At 66.2% G+C, this 23,220-nt stretch carries 24 protein-coding genes and 1 pseudogene; 10 read left to right on the plus strand and 15 right to left on the minus strand.

What is annotated here, in order from left to right:
* Positions 1-23: 23 nt before the first annotated feature.
* Entirely contained in the window at positions 24-581 is a 558-nt protein-coding gene (locus tag D3273_RS16805) for a Uma2 family endonuclease (RefSeq protein ID WP_245501224.1), read from the plus strand.
* 43 nt (positions 582-624) lie between these two features.
* Here D3273_RS16805 and D3273_RS16810 read toward each other — a convergent pair whose 3' ends face one another.
* Positions 625-1,791, minus strand: coding sequence for a phosphoserine transaminase (locus D3273_RS16810; protein WP_129228046.1), 1,167 nt, complete (start codon positions 1,789-1,791; stop codon positions 625-627).
* A 302-nt stretch (positions 1,792-2,093) separates the two neighbouring features.
* On the opposite strand from D3273_RS16810, the gene D3273_RS16815 reads away from it, so the two are divergent.
* Positions 2,094-2,708, plus strand: a complete 615-nt coding sequence (locus D3273_RS16815; protein ID WP_129228047.1) for a DUF3800 domain-containing protein — start codon at positions 2,094-2,096, stop codon at positions 2,706-2,708.
* Positions 2,709-3,100: 392 nt separating this feature from the next.
* Here D3273_RS16815 and D3273_RS16820 read toward each other — a convergent pair whose 3' ends face one another.
* The 5 genes from D3273_RS16820 to D3273_RS16840 all read right to left on the minus strand — a co-directional run bounded on the left by D3273_RS16820 (position 3,101) and on the right by D3273_RS16840 (position 7,299).
* Positions 3,101-3,946, minus strand: coding sequence for a GTP pyrophosphokinase (locus D3273_RS16820; RefSeq protein WP_245501225.1), 846 nt, complete (start codon positions 3,944-3,946; stop codon positions 3,101-3,103).
* Between the two features lie 137 nt (positions 3,947-4,083).
* Entirely contained in the window at positions 4,084-5,139 is a 1,056-nt protein-coding gene (locus D3273_RS16825; protein ID WP_129228049.1) for a nucleoid-associated protein, read from the minus strand.
* A gap of 436 nt (positions 5,140-5,575) precedes the next feature.
* Positions 5,576-5,809 carry an SWIB/MDM2 domain-containing protein gene (locus tag D3273_RS16830; RefSeq protein WP_129228050.1) on the minus strand — a complete coding sequence of 78 codons (234 nt, stop codon included), beginning with the start codon at positions 5,807-5,809 and terminating at the stop codon, positions 5,576-5,578.
* A gap of 39 nt (positions 5,810-5,848) precedes the next feature.
* Complete coding sequence (locus D3273_RS16835) at positions 5,849-6,106, minus strand: hypothetical protein (protein WP_129228051.1); 258 nt, start codon at positions 6,104-6,106, stop codon at positions 5,849-5,851.
* Positions 6,103-7,299, minus strand: coding sequence for a hypothetical protein (locus D3273_RS16840; protein ID WP_129228052.1), 1,197 nt, complete (start codon positions 7,297-7,299; stop codon positions 6,103-6,105). Before D3273_RS16840 ends, D3273_RS16835 begins: the two co-directional genes overlap by 4 nt.
* Before the next feature lie 108 nt (positions 7,300-7,407).
* Here D3273_RS16840 and D3273_RS16845 point away from each other — a divergent pair, with 108 nt between their 5' ends.
* The 4 genes from D3273_RS16845 to D3273_RS16860 all read left to right on the plus strand — a co-directional run bounded on the left by D3273_RS16845 (position 7,408) and on the right by D3273_RS16860 (position 11,474).
* Positions 7,408-8,088 (plus strand): response regulator transcription factor, encoded by a 681-nt coding sequence (locus D3273_RS16845; RefSeq protein WP_342634274.1) that lies wholly within the window; start codon positions 7,408-7,410, stop codon positions 8,086-8,088.
* Between the two features lie 5 nt (positions 8,089-8,093).
* Positions 8,094-9,518 carry a sensor histidine kinase gene (locus D3273_RS16850; protein ID WP_245501226.1) on the plus strand — a complete coding sequence of 475 codons (1,425 nt, stop codon included), beginning with the start codon at positions 8,094-8,096 and terminating at the stop codon, positions 9,516-9,518.
* Positions 9,519-9,609: 91 nt separating this feature from the next.
* Positions 9,610-10,599: an aldo/keto reductase gene (locus D3273_RS16855; RefSeq protein ID WP_129228054.1), complete on the plus strand. Its 990-nt coding sequence runs from the start codon at positions 9,610-9,612 to the stop codon at positions 10,597-10,599.
* Between the two features lie 20 nt (positions 10,600-10,619).
* A complete protein-coding gene (locus tag D3273_RS16860) occupies positions 10,620-11,474 on the plus strand; it encodes an oxidoreductase (RefSeq protein ID WP_129228055.1) in 855 nt (284 codons plus the stop codon).
* Here the strand turns inward: D3273_RS16860 and D3273_RS16865 are convergent.
* Positions 11,453-11,950, minus strand: a complete 498-nt coding sequence (locus tag D3273_RS16865) for a class I SAM-dependent methyltransferase (protein ID WP_129228056.1) — start codon at positions 11,948-11,950, stop codon at positions 11,453-11,455. The genes D3273_RS16860 and D3273_RS16865 overlap by 22 nt on opposite strands.
* 139 nt (positions 11,951-12,089) lie before the next feature.
* On the opposite strand from D3273_RS16865, the gene D3273_RS16870 reads away from it, so the two are divergent.
* Positions 12,090-13,244: an amidohydrolase gene (locus D3273_RS16870; protein WP_129228057.1), complete on the plus strand. Its 1,155-nt coding sequence runs from the start codon at positions 12,090-12,092 to the stop codon at positions 13,242-13,244.
* A 173-nt stretch (positions 13,245-13,417) separates the two neighbouring features.
* On the opposite strand, the gene D3273_RS16875 is transcribed toward D3273_RS16870, so the two are convergent.
* Both D3273_RS16875 and D3273_RS16880 read right to left on the minus strand, forming a co-directional pair.
* Entirely contained in the window at positions 13,418-14,098 is a 681-nt protein-coding gene (locus D3273_RS16875) for a hypothetical protein (RefSeq protein WP_129228058.1), read from the minus strand.
* 664 nt (positions 14,099-14,762) lie between these two features.
* Positions 14,763-15,485 (minus strand): hypothetical protein, encoded by a 723-nt coding sequence (locus D3273_RS16880; RefSeq protein WP_129228059.1) that lies wholly within the window; start codon positions 15,483-15,485, stop codon positions 14,763-14,765.
* A gap of 433 nt (positions 15,486-15,918) precedes the next feature.
* On the opposite strand from D3273_RS16880, the gene D3273_RS16885 reads away from it, so the two are divergent.
* Positions 15,919-16,551: a hypothetical protein gene (locus tag D3273_RS16885; RefSeq protein WP_129228060.1), complete on the plus strand. Its 633-nt coding sequence runs from the start codon at positions 15,919-15,921 to the stop codon at positions 16,549-16,551.
* Positions 16,552-16,972: 421 nt separating this feature from the next.
* Here the strand turns inward: D3273_RS16885 and D3273_RS16890 are convergent, their stop codons facing one another.
* The 3 genes from D3273_RS16890 to D3273_RS16900 all read right to left on the minus strand — a co-directional run bounded on the left by D3273_RS16890 (position 16,973) and on the right by D3273_RS16900 (position 19,639).
* Positions 16,973-17,152, minus strand: a complete 180-nt coding sequence (locus D3273_RS16890) for a hypothetical protein (protein WP_129228061.1) — start codon at positions 17,150-17,152, stop codon at positions 16,973-16,975.
* A 106-nt stretch (positions 17,153-17,258) separates the two neighbouring features.
* Positions 17,259-18,710 carry an ATP-binding protein gene (locus tag D3273_RS16895; RefSeq protein ID WP_129228062.1) on the minus strand — a complete coding sequence of 484 codons (1,452 nt, stop codon included), beginning with the start codon at positions 18,708-18,710 and terminating at the stop codon, positions 17,259-17,261.
* 14 nt (positions 18,711-18,724) lie between these two features.
* On the minus strand, positions 18,725-19,639 hold the full coding sequence (locus D3273_RS16900; RefSeq protein WP_129228063.1) for an IS1595 family transposase: 915 nt from the start codon (positions 19,637-19,639) through the stop codon (positions 18,725-18,727).
* Positions 19,640-19,837: 198 nt separating this feature from the next.
* On the opposite strand from D3273_RS16900, the pseudogene D3273_RS16905 reads away from it, so the two are divergent.
* Positions 19,838-19,966: pseudogene (locus D3273_RS16905) on the plus strand (amidohydrolase); the annotation flags it as partial.
* A 47-nt stretch (positions 19,967-20,013) separates the two neighbouring features.
* On the opposite strand, the gene D3273_RS16910 reads toward D3273_RS16905, so the two are convergent.
* Entirely contained in the window at positions 20,014-21,678 is a 1,665-nt protein-coding gene (locus D3273_RS16910; protein ID WP_129228064.1) for a methyl-accepting chemotaxis protein, read from the minus strand.
* Entirely contained in the window at positions 21,675-21,980 is a 306-nt protein-coding gene (locus tag D3273_RS16915; RefSeq protein ID WP_129228065.1) for a hypothetical protein, read from the minus strand. The genes D3273_RS16910 and D3273_RS16915 overlap by 4 nt, the downstream gene beginning before the upstream one ends.
* A 287-nt stretch (positions 21,981-22,267) precedes the next feature.
* Here D3273_RS16915 and D3273_RS16920 point away from each other — a divergent pair, with 287 nt between their 5' ends.
* A complete protein-coding gene (locus D3273_RS16920) occupies positions 22,268-22,714 on the plus strand; it encodes a hypothetical protein (protein ID WP_129228066.1) in 447 nt (148 codons plus the stop codon).
* Between the two features lie 171 nt (positions 22,715-22,885).
* On the opposite strand, the gene D3273_RS16925 is transcribed toward D3273_RS16920, so the two are convergent.
* A complete protein-coding gene (locus D3273_RS16925; protein WP_129228067.1) occupies positions 22,886-23,191 on the minus strand; it encodes a hypothetical protein in 306 nt (101 codons plus the stop codon).
* Between the last annotated feature and the right edge of the window lie 29 nt (positions 23,192-23,220).

Consider the following 23,220-nt stretch of genomic DNA (forward strand, 5'->3'; position numbering starts at 1 on the left):
CGCGGCGGTGCTAGGCTGACGCCATGTCCGAAGCGTCGCTCCATCCGATGACGGTCGAGGAGTTCCTGGTCTGGGCCGAGAATCGGCCTGGGCGGCACGAGCTCGTCGACGGTCGCGTCTGCGCCATGGCGCCGGAGCGCGCCGGGCATGCCAGGGCGAAGATCAAGGCTCAACGCGCCCTGGAGGATGCCGTCGCGCGGGCGGGTCTACCCTGCGAGGCCATGGGTGACGGCATGACGGTGCGGGTCGACGCCCACACCGCCTACGAGCCCGACGCGCTCGTCTACTGCGGAACACGGCTGCAGCGGAACGACATCGTCGTGCCGGCGCCGATGATCGTGGTCGAGGTGCTGTCGCCGAGCACGGGCTTCTTCGACCGTCACGGCAAGCTGTCCGGCTATTTCGCCGTGCCGAGCGTCGCCCATGACCTGATCATCGACATCGACCGGCGCCTAGTGATCCACCACGCGCGCGACGGCGACGCGATCCGCACGCGCCTCGTCCCGTCCGGCCCCCTGCGTCTCGATCCTCCGGGGCTGGAACTGGCCGTGGAAGACCTCCTCGGCCCCCCTTCGACCTAGCGGTGTGTCCTGAAAGGTGTCCGCCCCGAAGCGCGGACGCCCCCTACCCCGCCAGCTCCGCCTTGGCCACCGCATAGGCCCAGTCGAGCCATTCCGTCAGCGCCTCGACGTCGGCGGTCTCCACGGTGGCGCCGCACCACACGCGCAGGCCCGCGGGCGCGTCGCGGTAGGAGGCGATGTCGTGCGCCACGCCTTCGCGCTCCAGCAGCGTCGACAGGCGCTTGGCGAACGCCGCCTGCTCGGCCGCGGGCCGCGCCGTCACGCTGGGGTCGACCACGCGCAGGCAGACGGAGGTGTTGGACTGGATGGCGGGGGTCTGCGCCAGGTTGGCGATCCAGGGGGTGCGCCGCACCCAGGCGTCGAGCGATTCCGCGTTGCGGTCCGCCCGGCCCACCAGCCCGGCGAGCCCGCCGACCGATTGGCCCCACAGGAGCGCGTCGATGTAATCCTCGACGCAGAGCATGGACGGGGTGTTGATCGTGTCGCCCCCGAAGATCTCCTCGATCAGCTTGCCGCCCGAAGTGAGGCGGAAGATCTTCGGCAGCGGCCGGGGCGGCACGAAGCTTTCCAGCCGCGCGACGGCGCGGGGGCCGAGCACCAGCATGCCGTGGGCCGCCTCGCCCCCCATGGCCTTCTGCCAGGAGAAGGTGACGACGTCCAAGCGGTCCCACGGCAGCGCCTGCGCGAAGGCCGCCGAGGTGGCGTCGCAGATCGTCAGGCCGGCGCGGTCCGCCGGGATCGCGGCGCCCTCCGGCACGCGGCAGCCCGACGTGGTGCCGTTCCAGGTGAAGACCACGTCGCGGTCGAAGTCGACCTGCGCGAAATCGACGATCGCCCCGTAGGGGGCGGTGAGCACGCGGGCGTCCTCCAGCCGGAGCTGCTTCACCGCGTCCGTCACCCAGGTTTCGCCGAAGGATTCCCAGGCCAGCATGTCGACGGGCCGGGCGCCGAGCAGGCTCCACATCGCCATCTCGACCGCGCCGGTGTCGGACGCCGGCACGATGCCGATGCGGTGGGTGGCGGGGACCTCCAGCACGGCGCGCGTGAGGTCGATGGCGCGGGCGAGCTTGGCGCGGCCGACCGGCGCGCGGTGCGAGCGGCCGAGGGGGGCGTCGCCCAACGCATCGAGCGACCAGCCGGGGCGCTTGGCGCAGGGGCCGGAGGAGAAGCAGGGGTTGGCCGGCCGGCGGGCCGGAAGGGTGCGCGTCATCGGGTGCCCTCGTGGGGGCCGCCCGAGGGCGGCGGGGTCTGGCGAGGGTGGTGGGGGAGGACGGGAGGGGGTGTCAAGGATGGGGGCGCGTCGGACGTCGTCGTGGTGCTTGGCTTCTTTTTCAAAGCAATCCCTCCTCGTCCGCGATCCGACCCGGGCGAGAGTGATCGTCAATTCGTAGCGCCGCTTTCCCTGAATCCCTGCACCGGTCGGTGTACCTTTGTCTCTGGAGGCTTCACGGGCCGTCACCGATGGTGCACCGGCCGCATACGCCACGTCCCTCGCACCCCTCGGAAACCGCCTTGCGTCCTGGTCTCAACAAGAAGGTGCTGTGCTTCGTCGATGAATACGGCACGGCCGGCCAGGGACCGCTCTACCTCGGCGCCGTCTTCGTGCTGGCGCGCGATGCCGGCCGGATCGACAAGCGGTTCAGCGACCTCCTCGAGCCCAGCGTCGCCGAGGTCCACGCCGTCGCCATGCGGGACGGCTACCTGCAAGGCCTGCTCGGGCGGTTCTGGACCGAAGGGTCGGCCGGCCGGGTCACCCTGCTCAACAACAAGGTCGCCGAGCGCGGCGGCACGCCGCCGGTGCTCTACGCCCACGCCGTGGTGGAGACGGTGAAGATCGGGCTGCGCCACTTCAAGCGCGACGTGCTGCGGCGCGAGACGGTCGGCAACGTCGACGTCGTGCTGGACGTGAACGACCACAACGACCACCCGGAGTTCGATGCCGAGATGCAGCGCGCTCGGACGGAGGACGGTCCGTTCAAGGGCGTGAACCGGGTGACGAAGCTCGACTCCGCCGCTTCGCGCCTCCTGCAGCTCGCCGATGTCGTCGCCTATTCCCGGAAGTGGATCACCGGCGCCGAGGCCAACGCGGACGGCCTGCTCAAAGCCTACGGCGTCCGGGTGCAGTGAACGAGGGCCCCCGCCTTCTTGAAACGGAAACCGATCGCCGGTAATTATGGGTCTGCAGGGGAACACCGACTGCAGGCGACTCGTCCGATCGCAAGTTTGACGAGCGCCGTGGTGACCCGGACCCATCAAGGTCCGGTTGCAAGCCACTAGGGCCCCCAACCCTCTTCGCGGCCCCGCAAGGGTGTCCGTTTCCCCGCGAGGGGGCTACGTGCCAGGGCGCTCCGCGAGGGGCGCCTTTGATTTTTCAGGGCGCCTCCGGCTCCGACCGAGGCGCCCTCATTGCGTTCCGAGGACATCCATGCCCGGAAGCGCTCTCGCTCGGCGGCGCAGAGAAGGACAATTCTCGAAAGCCGTTCAGTCCGTCATTTCGGGATCATCGTGTCGCTGGAAGATCAGTGCACACTCTCGCCGAAGTCGTTCAGCAGCGGTTCCATCTCGGCCTCGGTCAGCGGCCAGCGGTTTAATGCGGCCCGGCCCCGTTTCTCGACGTCCAGATAAGCGAGTAGGATCGACGGCTGCGCGAAAAGCGGGTTTTGGCGGGCGACGCGATCCCGGATGTTGTCGACCAAGTACGTCTTTTCGCGAAGCATGGTCGCGATATCGCTTTCATAATCTTCCTCGGCCAATCCCTCGTAGGCCTCTAGCAGCAAGCCTTCGAGCACGCTGGGGTGCGGGTCAAGCCCGATCTCGCGCGTATAGATCATGCTAAGGGCCGCGGTGATCACGCGAACTGCTTTCGTGGCCTCTCGAACTTGATCGAACACCTTTTCAAAATAATCGTTTGTAGCCTCCAGCAAAGCCATAGATTTTGCAGCATTGCGCTGCATCGCAGGGGTCGCTTGCATCTGAGGTTTGTAAATTGTGTCGTGAGTGAGTTCGCTATAGGCATGCTGCAAGAGCGTTTTAATCTGGACCTCGCAGGGCGTGCCGGCAGGGATCCGGAAGCCATTGACCTCCAGATCGTTGCGGGGGCGGACGACATAGTGGACAGCGGCATAATCGAAGGTGACCGGGTTCTCTTTTTGTTCCTCTTCGTAGTCCCGATCCTTGCTCCATGTCCACCCTTCCGTCTCCTCGATCGCCGTGGCGATGTGGCGAATATTGCGGCCGAGAAGCACCACGAAGCGGATACCAACCTTGTCGGTGATTTCGCCGTAGGGATCAGCATAGGCCTTCCTCCGGTAAAATGCTTTTTCAATCAGCTTTCTAGTATCTTTCAGCCTTGGCTCAACGCGCACCTTAAGGAGTTCATTAACATATGCTGGTGTGAATGTGGAACTCAGGGTTGCTAGGATATGACGGCAGATGTGGCCACCCCAGCGTTTGTATATGAGTTTCTCGCTCTCCCACCGAGCGGAGAACTCTTCATCCCTGGTCACTCCTGTCCCTCAAGCGGGCTCTTGATGGTGATTTGGGTCCAGGTCTCCCCTCCTTCACCTTCGACTTGTCGCACATCAACGAAATCGCTAATCGCTTCCGGAGGACCGGAAAGTGTAATTCTATTCGCAAAGCGCAGCTTCCGTATCCTCAGTGAGGCCCCGCACTCCGTTAGGTCTTTGCTGATCACGGTTGCAGGAACACGCTCGCGACGCATGTGATTGCGATAATTTTCTTGCAACTCTGGAGGCATGAATCTCTCTGCGAATTCCCCAACTTGAATGGTTCCTGCTTGATCGACTTTAAGGTAGGCGTATAGACCGTTGTATAGATCAACTTTTTTCTCCTGCGAAACCGACGCCGAGCGAATAAATTCCTTCGATGCATCGAAGAAGCTCTTCACTTGGCGAGCGCTGTTACTTGGAATCTCTAGCCCAAGATAGGCGCCATAAAAATAGATAGCAGACCCATCTCGATCAGAACTCGTCAGTTGATTGTCGTAGACCGTGGCCGTCCAGTCATCCGGCAACACTTGGTCGCTGTACTTTGTTGCAATAAAAAGACCTATTTTATAGAGCTTAGTTTTTGGCGTAAGGAACAAAGTTTCAACGAAAGTAGCTTGCAAGTCGTTCTGTTTTACAAATCCTTCATGAAGCTCAGCCTTCATCACGCCGTAAAATGGCAATGGGTCCCTTCCGACAGTCCCATCAAATATGACAACGAGCCCGCCGGGATACTTCCGGGAGGTTTGTGCTTCGGCAAGCTTGTAAGCGAAGGCATGTGATTGCTGAACGAAGTCTGCATCCTCGGTGAGGATGATCGCCGCCCCGCGGGCGGCTATGTCGTTGGGTTCAAATCGCTTGATACTCATCGCCATACATTTGGCGTCATTCCGGAACGCTGAGTGGACCCGGCTAGCGAAGGCATCCCGTGCCTTCTGGGGTAGTTCGAGAAGGCCGCTTGAGTAGGTCGGTGCTGCAATTTGCCTGTCATCGGTGCGCTTATAGACCTCGTGAAGGCAGATTCGCCTGATCTTCAAGTTCTCGAGTGGCATTGCCTCGACCCCTACGCGAATCAACTCTTGCTTGCGGAGTGAAGCACGCGAAGGTTGATCAGGGATGAGGGCAGCACGCCATATCGAAATCGTCGCAGTGTGGCGGAAGACCGAAGTCAACCGAGTGGGCCGCGGTAGGTGTTTTCTGAAGAAGGAGCACCGGGAAGGAGCCACCGGCAGCTTCGTCGAGTAATTCTCTCGACCTCGCTCAGCGCCTGCCCGAAATGGCGCGCCAGGGCGACGTCACCGGCCGCCTCGGCTTGGCGGAGAAGGTCTGGCACAGCTACCAGCGTGGCCCGGGCGACCGGACCGTCATCGTCCGGCGGCTCCAATCGGGGTCTCGCACTGCCCGCGTCGCCGATCTCTAGTGGACGTGGGGCAGCGCACCGAGTCAGGGCACCTTCAGATACGGGGTGAGCGGCCCCATCATGTTCACCTAGTCCTGGCCGAACACGGCACGTAAGCTATCGGCGGCGACGATCTCGCGCTTGTCGGCCGGGTCCTGGCACCCGTTCGCCTTGATGTAGTCCCACACCAGCTTGAAAAGCTGGGTCTGGGCTAGCGGCTTGTCGCCGACGATGGCGGCGAACTCGGCTGAGGGCATCGGCGGCCAAGCCGGCGCGCCGGCCTGGCGGGCCTTGGTAAGGGCGTCCTCGCTGGAGTTGGTCATGGCATCTCCTTGCAGCGACGAGCCGATCGTGCCCCTCCCCTACCCCATCCGCCGCAGGATCGCCCGCACGGGGAGCAGCCGCCGCAGCCGGCTCCAGGCGGCGACGCGGTGCACCGTGTCGAGCCGGGCCTTGAGCTGGCCCAGGCGCTCGCCCAGCGCCACGATCTCCTCCTGGCGCTGCAGGATGGACAGCTTCAGCCGGGCGTTCTCGGCGCGCAGGTCGTCGTTGTCGAGCTCCAGGCGGCGCAAGCGCAGCGCCGCGGCTTCGGCGGCGGCGGGGTCGTCCGGCGCGCTCACGCGGCGGCCCGCCACAGGCAGGGGGCGATGTCCGCGCCCCCCGCTTCGCGGGCGAAGAAGCGCGCATAGGCGGTCACCTCGAAGGGGTTGCCGAGGTCGAAGCCGAAGCGCAGCGCCGCGTGGCGGCCGTGGTGGTGGTGCATGAGGTTGGTCACGATCTCGCCCCCGACCCCGATGCGGCAGCCGGGGTGCGGCAGGGGGCAATAGCGGTCGTAGGTGGCGAAGGGGTCGCCCGACCAGGTGGGGTGCTTCTCGCGGAACATGCGCCGCACCATGTCGGGGATGGGCACGCCCGTGGCGAAGCCGCGGTAGGCGTAGGGCCGGGCGGGCGCCCCGGCCCGCGCCGCGGCGGCCCGCCGCTTCGCCGCGTAGTCGGCGAGCAGCGCCGCCAGCGCGCCCGTGGCCGGCGGCTCCGGCGTGTAGCGCGACACCTCGTGCGGCCGTTCGGGATCGAAGCCGGAGAAGTGGAAGAAGCCGAGCGGCCGCCCGTCGACGCGCCAGCCCCCGTCCGGCCCCGCCGCGACGGTGCGGCGGTCGAGGTTCCAGTAGGCGACGTTGAAGCCGGTGTCGCGCGACACCCGGGCGTGTTCGGCGAGGCCCGGCATGAGGTCCATGTACTTCTGGTCGACGAAGAGGCCGCGGTCCTGCTCGTTGACGCAATCGTGCTTCAGCCGGGCCGCCCACCAGCGCAGCAGCGGCTCGGTTTCGGGGGTCTGCGCCGCCGCCACGAAGCCGAGGTTGTAGACGCCCGTCTGCATCACGTGGAGCTCGGTGCGGGGCGCGCCCGGGCCCGGCACCGAGCAGAAGTGCGGCGTCAGCACGAAGGACGCGCCGCCGTCGAGCAGCGCCAGCAGGTCGTCGAGCCGGCGGTAGAGCGCGATGTCGGGGTCGAAGTAGACGACGTGGCGGTGGCCGCGCTCGAACATCCGCAGCATCAGGAAGGGCTTGATGGCGGTGTTGAACTCGGTGACGTCGTAGGAGAAGGCGAAGGACGGGAAATCCGGGATGCCGAGCGCCGCCGCCTCCACCACCTCGACGCCGTCCGGGTAGCGCAGGGCGGGGTCGACGAGGTCGGCCAGGCCCAGCACCAGCGCGGCATCCGGGTGGAAGCGGCGCGCCGTGTCGAACAACACCTCCGCCTGGGGCAGGTAGTTGTTCGAGCAGATCGTGACGATGACGGTGCGGGCGGCCATGGTGCCACCGGTGGTGCCACCGCGGGGCCGGGATGTCCAGGCGGGCGGCGGCCCGGGGCTTGCGCGCGTCCGGGGCGCGATGATCTATGGCGGCCGGGAAGCTGGAAGATGCCGATGATCCGCGTGCTGGTGATCGAGGACGACGCCGAAACGGCCGCCGAGATCGTCGAGGATTTTTCCGCGGCGGGCTTCGCCGTGACGCTGGAAACGGACGGGCCGGGCGGCCTCGCCCGCGCCCAGGCCGAGCCCTTCGACGTGGTGACGCTCGACCGCATGCTGCCCGGCCTCGACGGCCTCGCCCTGCTGGACCGGCTGCGCGCCCGCGGCGTCAAGGCCCCCGTGCTGGTGCTGAGCGCCCTGTCCTCCGTCGACGAGCGCATCCGCGGGCTGCGGGCCGGCGGCGACGACTACCTCGCCAAGCCCTTCTCGGCCGCCGAGCTGCGCGCCCGCGTGGAGGTGCTGGCGCGCCGCCCGGCCGAGCGCGACGGCCTCGTGCTGCGCTACGACACGCTGCAGGTCGACCTGCTCGGCCGCACGGCGCGGCGCGGCGAGCGCGCGCTCGACCTGTACCCCCGCGAGTTCAAGCTGCTGGAGTTCCTGGTGCGCCACGCCGGCAACGTCGTCACGCGCGCCATGGTGTTCGAGCAGGTGTGGGGCTACAGCTTCGACCCCGGCACCAACCTCGTCGACGTTCACCTCGGCAAGCTGCGCCGCAAGGTCGACGGGCCCGGCGACCCGCCGCTGATCCACACGGTGCGGGGCACGGGCTTCGTGCTGCGCGCCCCGTGACGGCGATGCCGCCGGCCGCGGCGCCGCCCGGCGCCACCGCCGCGGCGGCGCGGGGGCGGCCGGCGCGGCTGCGGGGCTTGAAGCTCGTCCAGACCACGGCCTTCCGCTGGACGCTGGGCTCGGCCGCCGTGGTGGCGCTGGGCATCGTCGCCACCGGCGGCTTCTTCTATTGGCAGACCGTCGGCTACCTCACGAGCCGGCTCGACGCCGGCCTCCTGCTCGAAGCCCGCTCGCTGGCGGCCGAAAGCCGGCGGGTGCTGGTGCTGCGGCTCGAAAAATCCCTCGCCGTGGACGCGCGCGGCACCAAGGCCTACGGGCTGTTCGGGCCGGACGGCGCCGCCCTGGCGGGCGACGTGGCGGCCCTCCCCGCCGCCCTGCCCCCGCCGGACCGGCCCGTGCCGGTGATGGTCGCGTGGGAGCGCGCCGGCGCCCGCGACACGATCGAGGTGCGCGCCATCGCGCTGCCGCTGCCCGACGGCGCCACGCTGTTCCTCGGCCGCAGCGCCGCCGACATCGCCGAGATCGACGAGATCATGAAGCGCGCCATGGCGCTCACCGCGGTGCCGGCGGCGCTGCTGGCGCTGGCCGTGGGGGCGCTGGTGAGCCTCGGCACGCTGCGGCGCGTCGAAGCGGTGCGGCACGCCTGCGCGCTGGTGATGGGCGGCGAGTTCAGCCGCCGCCTGCCCGTGGGCCGCCGCCGCGACGAGTTCGACCGCTTGAGCGAGATGGTCAACCGCATGCTCGACGAGATCGAGCGCCTCGTCGAGGAGGTGCGGGGCGCCGGCGACGCCATCGCGCACGACCTGCGCACGCCGCTGACGCGCCTGCGCGCGCGGCTCGACCGCGCGCTCGACCCCGACGCGCGCCACGCCCCCGTGGCGGAGGTGCTGGGCAAGTCGGTGGCCGACGTCGACCAGCTCCTCGCCACCGTCACGGCCGTGCTGCGCCTGGCGGAGGTCGAGGAAGGGCGGCGGCAGGGCGGCTTCCGCGCGCTCGACTTGGCCGAGATCGTCGACGCGGTGGGGGAGCTCTACGGCCCGGTGGCGGAAGAGAAGGGCGTGGCGCTCGCCACCCTGCGCGGGGACGCGCCGGTGCCGCTGCGCGGGGACGGCGACCTCCTGTTCGAGGCCGTCGCCAACCTCGTCGACAACGCCGTGAAATACACCCCGCCCGGCGGGCGCGTGGGGCTGGAGCTCGAGGCGGGGCCGCGGGTGCGCGTGTGGGACACGGGGCCCGGCATCCCGCCCGAGGACCGGGACGCGGTGATGCGCCGCTTCTACCGCGTCGACCGCTCGCGCCACCTGCCCGGCACGGGGCTCGGCCTCAGCCTCGTCGCCGCCATCGCGCGGCTGCACGGCCTGACGCTGGAGATCGGCGCGCACCAGGGCGGCGGCTGCGCGGTGACGATGGAGGCCGGGGACCCCGCCTGACGCGGCGGCGTCCCGGGCGCAACCATCGTCGCGGCTGCGCCGTTTGCATGCGATCTCGCGCCCCCGCCAGGGCACCCCCAGGAGCCCGCCCATGCTGCCCACCCGCAAACTCGGCCGCCAGGGCCTGGAAGTGTCGGCCATCGGGCTCGGCTGCATGGGCATGAGCCAGTCCTACGGCGTGCCGGACGACCCGGAATCGATCGCCACGGTCCACCGCGCCCTGGACCTCGGCGTCACCTACTTCGACACCGCGGAGGTGTACGGCCCCTTCACCAACGAGAAGCTGCTCGGCCAGGCCCTGAAGGGGCGGCGCGAGAAGGCCGTGGTGGCCACCAAGTTCGGCTTCCGCATCGGCGGGAACGGCAAGCCCGAAGGCGTGGACAGCCGGCCCGAGCACATCCGCGAGGTCGTCGACGCGTCGCTCGGGCGGCTCGGGCTCGACCACATCGACCTGCTCTACCAGCACCGCATCGACCCCGCGGTGCCGATCGAGGAGGTGATCGGCACCGTGTCGCGGCTGGTCGAAGCCGGCAAGGTGCGCTTCGTCGGCCTGTCGGAAGCCGGCGCGTCCAACATCCGCCGCGCCCACGCCACCCATCCGGTGTCGGTGCTGCAGAGCGAATATTCGCTGTGGGAGCGCAACCTCGAGGAGGAGATCATCCCGCTGCTGCGCGAGCTCGGCATCGGCCTCACCCCCTTCAGCCCCCTCGGCCGCGGCTTCCTCACCGGCGCGGTGAAGCGCGCCGAGGACTACCCCGCCGGCGACTACCGCCGCACCGACCCGCGCTACACGGGCGAGAACTTCGACCGCAACGTCGCGGCGGCGGGGAAGGTGAACGCGCTCGCGCAGGCCCGCGGCGTCAAGCCGGGCCAGATCGCGCTGGCCTGGCTGCTGGCCAAGGGCGACGACATCGCCCCCATCCCCGGCACCAAGCGCCGGACCTACCTCGAGGAGAACGTGGCCGCCGCCGACATCCGCCTGTCGGCCGACGAGGTCGCGGCGCTCGACGCCGCCCTGCCGCCCGGCTCGATCGCGGGGCCGCGCTACACCGAGAACCAGATGGCGATGGTGGATCGCTGACCAACCCGAGGAAGACGCAGATGGCTAACGACACGACCCCGGTGTGGTTCATCACCGGTTGCTCCACCGGCTTCGGCCGAGAACTCGCCAAGCTGGTGCTGGACCGCGGCTGGCGGGCCGTCGTCACGGCGCGCGACAAGGAGCGCGTCACGGATCTCGCCGAAGGCCGCGGGGACCGCGCCCTGGCGCTGTCGCTCGACGTCATCGACGACGACGAGATCGAGGCGGGCGTGAAGGCGGCCGTGACGAAGTTCGGCCGCATCGACGTTCTGGTGAACAACGCCGGCTACGGCTACCTGTCCTCCATCGAGGAGGGCGTGCCGGAGGAGGTGCGGGCCCAGTTCGAGGCCAACGTCTTCGGCCTGTTCGCCATGACGCGCGCCGTGCTGCCCGTGATGCGCGGGCAGAAGAGCGGCCACATCCTCAACATCGCTTCCGTGGCGGGCTTCTGCGGCTTCCCGGGCTCGGGCTATTACGCGGCCTCGAAACACGCCGTCGAGGGCTTCTCGGATTCGCTGTCGAAGGAGATGGCGCCGCTCGGCGTCAAGGTCACCGTTGTGGAGCCGGGCCCGTTCCGCACCGACTGGGCCGGCCGCTCCATGACGCAGACGCAGAGCGCCATCCCGGCCTACGCCGAAACCGTGGCGGCGCGGCTGGCGCAGACCTCGCAGAAGAGCGGCACCCAGGCGGGCGACCCCGTGCGCGCCGGGCAGGCGATGATCGACCTCGTCGGCGAGGTCGATCCGCCGCTCCACCTCGTGCTCGGCGAATGGGGCCACGACGCCGTGGTGAAGAAGCTGAAGGACACGCTGGCCGAGGTCGAGGGCCGGCGCCAAACCGCCCTCGACACGGACTACCCGCCGAACGAGCGCTGATCGCGCCGGAGCACGTGGTAGCGCCCCTCGGCGACGCCGGGGGGCAGCGGCTCGGCGACGAGGCGCGGGTGGGGCAGCGGCGCCCCGCTCACCGCGAAGCCGCCCGGCGCCAGCAGCCGGGCGGCGAGCGCGGGCAGCCAGTCCCGGAGGGCGGCGTCCGCGGCGGCGTCGCCGGTCTCGATGTCGGCATGCACCAGGGCGGCGCAGCCGTCGGGCCAGGCCGCGGCGGTGCCGGGGAGGTCGCCGACGACGAAGTCGTCCGGCGCCGGGCGGGGGCGCACGGCTTCCACCACCACGCTTTCGAAGACCACGATGCGCCGCCCGGGGAAGCGCTCGCGCAGGTGGTCGTAGGTGCGGGCGCTGCCGAGCCCGAACTCCATGACGAGGCCCGGCACGCCGGCGAGCCGGCGCGGCAGAGCGTCGAGGATGTCGCGCTGGGCCGACATGCGGCGGATGAAGGAATCGAGGCGGCTCATGGCCCTCCCGTGAAACGCGTCCGGCGGAACGGCGGCGGATGCCCGTCCCCACCCCCGACAACGGGGCCGGCGGGCGGGACGTTCCCGCGTTGACACCCGGAGCCCGCCCGCGCCATCGTCGCCGCGGAGGTCCCTGCCCATGTCCGACGTCGCGTCCATCGAAGCCCTGGCCGGGGACGTCGCCGAATGGCGGCGCGAGATCCACCGCCACCCCGGCGTCGCCTTCGACGTCGGGCCGACGGCGTCCCTCGTGGCCGGCAAGCTGCGCGCCTTCGGCCTCGACGAGGTGATCGAGGGGGTGGGCCGCACCGGCGTCGTCGGCGTGCTGCGCGGGCGGCGGGCGGGCACCCGCACGGTCGCGCTCCGCGCCGACATGGACGCGCTGCCCATCCACGAGCAGACCAACCTCGGCCACGCGTCGCGCGAGGCGGGGAAGATGCACGCCTGCGGGCACGACGGCCACACCGCCATGCTGCTCGGCGCCGCCAAGCACCTGTCGGACGCGCGCGACTTCGCCGGCACCGCGGTGTTCCTGTTCCAGCCCGCCGAGGAAACCTCCGAAGGCGCCCTCGCCATGATCGAGGACGGGCTGTTCGAGCGCGTGCCGGTGGACGCCGTCTACGGGCTGCACAGCCTGCCGGGCCTGCCGGTGGGCCATTTCGCGACGCGGCCCGGCCCCGTGATGGCTTCGGTGGACCGTTTCGAGATCCGCATCGAGGCGCGGGGCGCCCACGCCGCCATGCCGCACCAGGGCGTCGACGCGGTCTACGTGGCGAGCCAGGTCGTGGTGGCGCTGCAGAGCATCGTGTCGCGCAACCTCGATCCTTTGGAGCCCGCGGTGGTGACGGTCGGCGCCATCCAGGCCGGCGACGCCTTCAACGTCCTGCCCGACACGGCCCGGCTGCTCGGCACCGCGCGGGCCCTGACGGCGGCATCGCGCGACACCATCGAGCGTCGGCTGCGCGAGGTGGCGGAAGGCGTGGCCCGGCTCAACGGCGCCCGGGCCCAGGTGACCTACGACCGCATCTCGCCCGCCACCGTCAACCATCCCGCCGAGGCGGCGATCGCGGCGCGGGTGGCCGAAGGCATCGCGGGGCCGGGCAACGCCGACCCCGCCATGGCGCCGCTGATGATCGGCGAGGACTTCGCGCGCTTCCTCGAGAAGAAGCCCGGCGCCTTCGCGTTCATCGGCAACGGCGACACCGCGGGGCTGCACCACCCCGCCTACGACTTCGACGACCGGGCGATCCCGGCGGGGATCCGCTACTGGGTGGGGCTGGTGGAGGAAGCCTGATGCCGAGGACGTCACCATGAGGCGCATGGCCGACGCTGGTCGGGTGCCGCTGTCCCGTCACGCCTGAACCCCGGCCGACCCGGGATGTTTCCCGAGTCGGCTGGCCCGTGATCCGGCCTGTTCGGCCGGACTGCTTCTGCCCAGCGGCGGCGCGCGTTCGCGCTTGCCGGCCGTCACGACATCTGGACGTCCCAATCTCCGTTCGGCTTGTAGGTGACCACGGCCTGCACGTAGCCGCCCGTGAAGTCGCATAGGGCAGCCTTGGTCGAGGACAAGGTGAAGTCCATCACGGTTCCGGGAACGTAAGATCCAGTCTGGACGTAATATTTCAGGATCGGCTCGCAGTCGACATTGCTTTGAGGTTGGCCGACGACGAAATTCGAGAGGACGATCTGGCTGTTGACCGTCACGGAAGAGCCGACGTTGAAATACTTGGGCGGCTGGTATTTGGCCGTGATGACGCGGAAAGCTCCCTCCTGGACGCCTGCCATGTTGACAGGGGCAGCCAAGCCGAGCGAGTCGCCCGTCGGGTCGTAGGACATCACGGCGGAGTTGTGATTGGCAGGGTTGTTGCCCTTCGCCGTGAGATCGATGGCCTGTTCGGCCGACTCATAGCCGGACGACTGGCCGACCTGAGGCGTAGCCGTCCCTGTTTCCTGTACGGCCGCGTAAAACTGAAGATTGGTCATGAAGGTGATCTCACCTCCCATGTTCGCAGCCTGTAGAGTTCTTTGATAAAGACTGTTCGTATAGACAGTCGGTCCGCCGGTGTAGATCGCCGGCTCTTGGAAAAAGAAAAACTGATTTTGTACGCTCTGGGAGTTTTTGACGATGATCTTGAGAAGAGTAGACATAGATTTCTCCATGATAATGCATTGTCGACGTAACTACGTGACGCAGATTACGCTGCAATACACAAATAAACGATGGCGCCAGATCGCGCGTCCCGACGCTCGTGACGAGTGCCGGCCTGAACGGAAGCTTCGACGCTTCATCGCGCGATGATTGTTTTGTACATAGTAATACAACCATAAGCAAGTGGACTCGGCGGTTTTTTAGCGCGCGGCGCATGGTGCGGCGCCCCGCACCAGGCCGGCCGACGTGGTGCCATGCGCGGCCGAGCCGTACCCGTGGCGCTCACCCGTCGTCCTGGTCTCCGACGAGACCTCGGGCCTGGCCGAGGCCGTGCTGGATCCTGTCGAGGAGTGGCTGGAGCCTCGTCGGGCGGCGAGCGCGGGTCGGGGTGGGTGAAGGGATGCGGCCTCGACCAGCGCCATTCGCCGTCTCGCAGCACAAGCGAGGCCGCCCGGGCAGCAAGGCCGAAGGCAGGACCGTCACCGTCGCGGCCGACGGCGCCGATCTGGCGCCGGGCCATGCCGGACAGTGTGGATCGGCACCTCGTACAATGTCCGCTCGATCGCTTCGCTATGCGGAGAAGGGCTGCGCTCGGGCGCCGCGCGGACAGGTGATCCAGCCCGCGGTTGCTTCAGCCGGAGCTCGCCTCTCGCATCGTTCGCCCTATGACATCTGGACGTCCCAGCTTCCATTCGGGAGATAGGCAATGCTCGCCTGCCTATGGCCGCCGGTGAAGTCGCACAGGGCCGATCGGGCGGAAAGATCATCGAAATCGATCGTCGTCCCGGCGCGGTGTCGTCCAGCCACGACGTGGAAGCGCAGGAGCGGGCGGCATGTGATGCTCGTCTGCGGCCGCGCTGGGACGAAATTGGACAAGACGATCTGCCCATCGACGATCAAGGCTGCTCCGACGTTGAAGTGCTTGGGGGGGCTGTCGAAGGACGGCACGACGACCTGAAAGCATCCAGCGGCTACGCTCGGCAGGTTGTCCGGGATGCTCAATCCGAGGGACCCGCTGTCGGGGTCGTAGAGCATGTCGCTGGCGTTGGACGTCGGCGGAGTGTTGCCCGGCGCCGCGAGGCTGATCGGTTGCACGGCCGTCGAGTATGTGACGATGGTCCCGGGCCGAGGAGCGATGGCATCGGCGTCCTGGACCCCGGCATGATACTGGGGCGTCGCCGCCAGCGTGAGCTGCCCTCCTTGCGCCTTCGGTGGCAGGGCGCTGCTGAACAGGCTGTTCACGTAGACCCTGGGCATGTCGACGTAGGTGCCCGGGTCTTGGAACACCGAGAAATGGTTCTCGACGTTCTGCTCGTTGCGGATATCGATACGGAAAGGAGAGGGCGAACCCGGAAACCTCGGCGTTGCGTCCATGGGCTCCGGCATCGTGTCGCTTCCCTTTCATCGGGCGCCTGATCCAGACGGCGGTGACCGGCCGGCCACCATCGCATCCGTTCCGTCGATCTTCGGTCGGACCGGCTGCTCGCGAGCCAGCGAAGTCCGGCCTCGGTGCTGGGGACTACCCTTGATAGGCGTATCTTAGTTCTATTACAACCGGATTCGACGGTGTTCCGGCACGGCAAGCGGTCGGTCGCCCGCCGCCGTCCGCGAAGGCTCGATGACCGACGCGAGGGGCCGTCCGGGCTGCCGGCGCTCACCTGCTGGCCCTTCCGCCCTGCGATCCCGACCCGAATTCCGGCGGAATGGCCGTCACCAAGCGCGAGACACGGCTCCGAAAGGCGATTATATACCTTGCGAACCACGCACGCGATCGCTACCCTGGGTCAGCGTTTAGGAATCGATTCAGGGCCGCAAAACGATGTCAGGGACAGGGCTAGCGATCGTCGAATGCCGCTGGTGGGAACATGGCAATGACTCCGTACGTCCACTTTTTGAGACGCTTGCCGGCATCGTAGAGGATAATCCTCATGACGTCCGGTATGATATGTTTGCGGATCGATCCTCACTTGAGGCTATTATAGGGACAGTAGCGGACGCTGAGCATTATCATACGCTCTACATTGCATCGCACGGCAACCAATCGGAGTTGGGTGGAGTCGGAGGAGCCCGTATTTCCAGAACTGAGCTAAGAAATGCGTTTCGCAATAAAAATACTGACGGTAACATTATTGGTATTTACTTTGGAAGCTGTCTGATCGGCAATGTGGACAATGCCGCATTCTTCTTAGAGGGTACTAATTTGATGTGGATAGCAGGATATAAAGAATCTGTTGATTGGATCGACTCTTCCGCAATCGACATGATTTTTTGGTCGAAATATCTGCACGAAAGGAAAAGAAACAGGTCAAGACGTAGGAATAAGAAGTCGGAAATCGACATGGTTCTTCATGCCTCAAAAGAAATGAAGAACTTGGTTCCAAACGTGTTTACTCAAATGGGTTTCAACATATATCAGCGCAGCGCTGCGGGCTCGATAGTTGGTGTTTGGTAGAATGCTCATTGAAGACTTACAGTCGACTGTGATATTTATGCTGCTAAGGAGGATTGCTACGAATATTTATTGGTCACCGAACCCATGGGGAACTGGATCCGTCCATCCCTCCGGTTCTTGGCCGCTGAGCCACGCTGCAGCCATCGCTCGATTGGGGTTACCCTCATCTTTAAGGACAAGCGGAACCAAAGCGTCCGGAACGACAAACCAAGTTGGGTAAGACCTGGAAACAGGATTTCCTCGGGATGGTCCGGGACCTCCGTTCCATCGAATGAGCATCGCTCGCGAGCCGTCCCAGTAGGCTACGGCCAGAGACCAATCGGTATGCCAGTAAATCACTTTCAGCCAGGGCGCGCCGATTGTCGGATTTTCAAGCCTCGGCGCAGGATACAATGCCGTCCATGGATTGACCGCCATAGCATTACTTCCTTTTTAGAGCCTTGAGATCCGTGCCTTTGGTCGGCGGAGCTTTCGCCACCTTCTTCACCGCAGCCTCAAAGGCGTCCGGGGACTCGTCACAGCCGAGTTCGCGGGCGGTCGCCTCGAAGGCTGCGCGCTGCTGCTCTGGCGTCATCTTCGGGGACTTGAGTTCGTTTGCCATGCCCTCACCCAAACGTCTGCGGCTTACAAAACGCGTTTCGCTAACTCGTTGAGAGAAAACGATTATTTCTTCGGATTGGCAAGCAGCGGCCAACCAATTACATAAACTAGGCATACCACGGCACATACCTTGCGTTGCGTTTTGCCTGATCTTCGTCAAGAGGACGAATCCTACCCAGGTCGATACTTTCTCTAATAACAATAGATACCTGTGGATATTGCTTATCACTAACGCCGAGACGACTTCTCAAACTCGCATTACTCATCGTAGATCCATTCTCGTATTTAAGCGCGGCATGCTGATAACACGCACGAATACGATCTTCGCGAGACATTTCTGCAAACGACCTCTGACCAAATATTGTCACAACGGTAGATGCTTCGACGTCTTGAAAAGTTGGTGCCGGAAGGGCATAAGCTTCGATTGCATCTAACGCCCTGTCTATCCCGCTTCCGCGCTGCTCACAAAGTCCCATCCTGTTCATGAGATCGGCAAGTCTCTTATTCCTTGATTTCGGCGGAGCATCAATAAAACGATCAGTTGAGACGAGCGGCAACCCTGGATTGGTAAGCCGCACTTTATCGGTAAATATCTCCACACGAGGCCGGTCGGTTTGAGACATAAAGTCCTGATGTATTAGTGCGTTGGCTAGGATCTCTCTGACTGTTATTTCTGGTACTGCGTGCGTTTTTGTTCTGACACCCTTTATCATCTCCTCCTTTGATGCGATCTTGCCCATGATAAAATCAAGTAGGCGAGAAAACGCTATTCCATATCCATAACTTCCGGTTTGATCATCGATGGCATGGAGTTTATCAGTGCCCTTATATGTTATAACTCTTGGTGCTTTAGTGGCTAGTAAGGGAAATTCCGAAATTTCCTTAGCCGCTATAATAGCTAAAAGGTTAGTCGCGTCAAATCTGTTCTGGCTGTCGTCAAGAATCAATCCCTCCATTAAGAGCTGATCGATGACATTAGATATCTGTTTCTTGTTGGGATTTAATGAGATAATAAGCTTCTCGCAATGAAATCTCTCCTTGATTTCCTCAGCAGTAACATGTGAAAGTGCCGACCCTTCTTCAAAAGAATAACGCGATGTTATAGCCCACAGGGCACGCTCGCGCTCGGAGTAATCCCGTAAATGCTGCTGTACAGAGTCAACTCTGATGTATTCTTCATTTTTGAATCGTACAGGGCTAATGTATCCCGGATCGATAACTATGATTTCGATATGATGGCTATCGACTTCAAATTCGATGAAATCGATACTGATACGGGGATGAATATGTCGAGCCAGCCAATGTTCAAACAACTGGCTTCCTACTGTCTTCTTTTTTAATCGAATATCTGTTCCAACAATCTTGTGTGTGTCATTCTCGACACCAAAAACCAGATAGGCAGTCTTCTTGTGATCTAACATAGCAGAATTAGCGAGACCGGACACATACTGTCCGGTCTCGTCTGCCTCAAACCGGTTGCTCTTAAACTCAAGCCAGCCTTTCTCTGATGATTCCTGACAGAGGCTAAGGAGGAGCGCGCGGGGATCTACGACAGTCATGGTTTTATCGTTCTTTAGGATTGCGTCTCGTGAGACATTCGATAGGTCAACCGCTTTCCAACGATGCCCTTCAACGCCGTCTCGGTCCGCTCGATGTCGCCGCAGCCCAGCGCGACCCGGTGATTGTACCGAAAATCGAACTCGGCAACGTAGCGATGCAGGTGCTTCTCGGCGCAATGCTGATAGACGCCCTTCATGCCGCGCTTGAAGATGCTGTAATAGTCCTCGACGGTGTTCGTGTGGACCTCGCCGCGGACGTACTCCTTGGCGCTGTGGACCGTGAAATCGTGGGAGGCGAAGTGATCTCCGAGCTTGCCGTACTGGCCGGCCTCGTCGGTCATGATCGCGGTCTCCTTGGCGATGTTCGCGCGAAGGATCGGCACGAGCTGCGCAGCCGCGACGCCCTGGACGTGGAAGGACCGCACGGTGCCGCCACGCTCGACCAGGGACAGGATCGCATGCTTGTGGGCGTAGACCCGGCGCTTGGTGGCGCCCTCTTTGACGCCGATAAAGGTCTCGTCGACCTCGACGATCTCGCCCTCGCCACCCATCGGGTACAGGTCGCCAGAGCGCAGCGCCTCGCGGATGCGGTGCGTCAGGAACCACGCGCTCTTGTAGGTGATGCCGAGGGTACGGTGGATCTGGTGGGAGCTGCAGCCCTTCTTGGAGGCGCACAGGAGATAGACCGCCTGGAGCATCTTGTTCAGCGGGATCTTGGCACACTCAAAGACCGTGCCGACCTTCACGGTGAACTGCTTGCGGCAGTCGGAGCACTTGCGCAGGCCGACGCGGGTTTTGCGCAGATCGTAGTGCTTGCCGCTCAAGGAGCCGCAGTGAGGGCACACCGGACCCTCGGGCCACAGAAGGCGCTCGACCTCCGCGAAGGCGGCGGCTTCGTCGTGGAAGTGAGGGGCGGACAGGGCGGACATGGGCTTGGCTCCGATGTCCAGACCCTACCCCGGACCGCTGTGGTTCGCAAGGTATATAATCGCCCTCCGAAAAGCCGACGGCCGCACGGTGGAGGCGGCCTGACGCGAGGTCGGCACCTTGTTGGGCTTGGTCCTTCCCGAGCGGGCGCACCACCTCCATCGGTCGTGGAAATCGACTTCGCGCGCTTCTTCGAGAAGAAGCCCGGCGCCTTCGCGTTCATCGGCAACGGCGACACCGCGGGGCTCCACCACCCCGCCTGCGACTTCCACGACCGGGCCATCCCGGCGGGGATCCGCTATTGGGTGGGGCTGGTGGAGGAAGCCTGACGGCAGGGCCGACCGCCGCCTCCGGCCGCGGCGCGCGGCCGCTCCCCTCAGCCCCGTCCGGCCTTGCGGAACGGCACCACGGCGGCGAAACTGTCCCGAGCGGGTGCGGGGACGTCGCCTCTCCGCGGGGCTGCCGCGGCCCGATCCGCCCCGTCGACGTGGAATCGCGCGATCAGTCGCGACAGCTCGTCCGCTTCCCGCGTCAGCGCGTGGCTCGTCGCCGTGGTGTCGACCACCATGGCGGCATTCTGCTGGGTGATCCGGTCCATCTGGCTCACCGCCGCATTGACCTGGTCGAGGCCGTCGGCCTGCTCGTGGGTCGAGGCGGAGATCGCGCCCACGGCCGCATCGATGTCGGACACCTGAGCCACGATCCGCTCCAACACGGCCCCCGTCCGGCTCACCAGGGCGACGCCGTCGCCGACCTGCGCGCGTGAGGCCGAGATCAGCCCCTTGATCTCCTTCGCGGCCTCGGCCGAGCGCTGCGCCAGCGCCCGAACCTCGGAGGCCACGACCGCGAAGCCCCGGCCGGCGTCCCCGGCGCGCGCGGCCTCGACGCCGGCGTTCAGCGCCAGGAGGTTGGTCTGGAAGGCGATCTCGTCGATCGTGCCGATGATCTGGCCGATGCGGCCGGACGAGGCCTCGATGCCCCCCATGGCGGCGATGGCCTGGCGCATGACCTCGCCGGACTGCTCGGCGTCGCACCGGGTCTGCCCCACGGCGGCGCGGGCCTGCCGGGCGCCTTCGGCGGTGCGGCGCACCGTGGCGGTGATCTCGCCCAGCGCGGCTGCGGTCTCTTCCAGGCTCGCGGCCTGCTGCTCGGCCCGCCGCGACAGGTCGTCGGCGTTGGACGCGACCTCGGCCGCCCCGGCCCGGACCGTTTCGGAGATGGTCGCCGCGAGGACCACCGTGCTCTGCAGTTGCCCCAGCGCGGCGTTGTAGTCGTCGCGCAGGCTGCCGTATTCGCCCGGGAGCTGCCGGTCGATGCGGTGGACCAGGTCGCAACGCGCGAGGAGGCCGATGGCGGTGCCGAAGGAGTCCCGCACGAGGGACCGCTCCTCCGTGCGGGCCTCGGACTGGACGACGATGGACCGGCCCTGGGCGGCCGTTTCGGCGGCGCGGGCCGCCTCGGCCGTCGCCAACGAGGCCCGGGCATCCCCCATGGCCGCCTCGGCCGAGGCGAGCGAGCGCTCGGACACCTGGAACATCGCGCCGATGCTGGCGGTGACTGCGATCAGCACCCCGGCTTCAACCGCCAGGATGACGGCGTGGAGGACGACGCGGTCGAGGCTCGACGAGCCGAACACCAGGGATGGGACCGCGTAGCTCAGGGCGAGGTGGTGGACCGCCACGGTGGCGGCGGCTGCGAGGATCACGCGCCAATCGTTGTAGACGACGAGGAGCGCCAGCGCGGCGAAGTAGGCCATGTGGAGGTCGACCTGCCAGGCACCGCCGTCGGCGACCAGCAGAGAGATCTGCGCCATCAGGACGACGCCGGACAGGGATCGGCTGAAGGCGGTCGAGCCCGCAAACCACCAGGCGGCCGTCGCCGGGGCGGCGCAGGCCGCGGCGGCGATCACGGCCCACGGCGTTTCGGTGCCCTGCAGCCAGCCGATGGCCGCCACGACGGGCACCAGCAGCCAGATCAAGCCGACGATCAGGTGGCCGGCGACCCGGCGCTGCGTCGCGATGCTGTCGAACGGGAAGGTCATGGCAGACGTCCGGCTTGGGGGAGACCGCAGATCGCGAAGGACCGCGCGTCGAGGGTGAGGAGGGCGCCCGAGCGCCGGAGGCGGAGCGCGAGACCGGCGGCATCGCCGCGCACGATCACCACCGAGCGCCACGCGCCCATCCCCGCGACGCTTCCGGCGCCGGCCGCCGCGGCGGCGGCCCGGGCCGGGCTCCACCACGGCGGGAAGACCGCCGCGATCTGGTCCACGCGGGGAGCCGCCGACAGGAGCGCGAGCAGGAGCGTGGATGCTATGGCCACGCCGATGGCGCAGGCGGAGGTCATCGAACGAACCAACCTTTCGGTGCGTCGCGTTCCGGACGCGGGCCGAACTTCAACCGAAATGGTTTAAACGGGATTACCGGCGCTGCGTCGATCCGTTGTATTCGAAGGGGCGGCGATCCCTCGTCGGCCGTCGAGGGCCCCGGGGTGGACATCTCCCGAGCGCTTCGGCGCCGCCCGGCGGCGGCGATAAGGCCCCCCCGGCCGGGCATCCGGCATCGGCGGCGGACCGCCGGTTCCGTTTTGTTAACCATATTCGCTCATTCTCCGGCCCAATCGGGGGAATCCGGATGATTCTGAAGCTCGCGGTCATCTCATCGTGCGTCGTCCTCGCGGGCTGCGCCACCGCGCCGGAGTCGAGCGCCGTCGCGACCTGCACGGACCTCATCTCGAGCGGCGGCGGCGTCCTGAAATATTGCCAAACGGGGAACAGGATCGACGCGACGGAAACGGGGGTCGATCCCCGGGCCGAACCGCCCGCCGCCAAGACCGTCGACGACCTCGAAGTGCTGCAAGGCTTGCAGAAGCAGATCGGCCTGAGTCCCCGGCTCGCGGCCTCCCGCAGGCTCGTGGCCCGCGCCTGCGTGGTGGACGGCGTCGATTACCTCACGGTGTCGGTGAAGGACCTGAAGCGCATCCTGGGCACCACCGCCACCGCCGAGGCCCCTCGCGCGCCCGCTTCACGGCGGGTCGACGTCGCGGCTCCCGCCGCGTCCGGTCCGGAACCGCAGACGTGAGGCAGCGCCGAACCGAGCGTCACACGAGCGGCGCGCCGGAAGACGAGCCTCCCCGCGCGCCGATGTCGTTGAAGCGTCGCGGTTCGAGCGCGTCGCGATGCGGGAGCGGGCTGGTCCGAGCGCCGCGCCCGCCCGTGATCCGCGAGCCGGCCCGTTCGGCCCGATCCCGGGTCAGTCCAGGCAGACGCCGCTGGTCGACAGGGACTGCCATTCCGGCGTGACGAGCCGCTGCGTCTGCAGGTAGACGTCCGGGCTCCGGCCGATCGTCACGGTGCTCCCATCGGCGCTGGCGACCGACGTTTCGGCGCCGCCCTTGAGCCTCTTCGCGCGATCGTTGACGACGTAGTGCGCCTGGTGATGGCAGACGTAATAGGTCGTCGTGGGGTTCGGTGCCCGGTAGTCGTAGGTGTCCGCCCAGGAGGCGTTGCTCGCCGCGACCGACAGGAGGGCGCCGGCGGCAAGTACGATGTTCTTCATGATCATGACCTTTCAAGTGTGAGGCGCTC

Source organism: Lichenibacterium minor, from assembly GCF_004137685.1.
GTDB lineage: Bacteria > Pseudomonadota > Alphaproteobacteria > Rhizobiales > Beijerinckiaceae > Lichenihabitans > Lichenihabitans minor.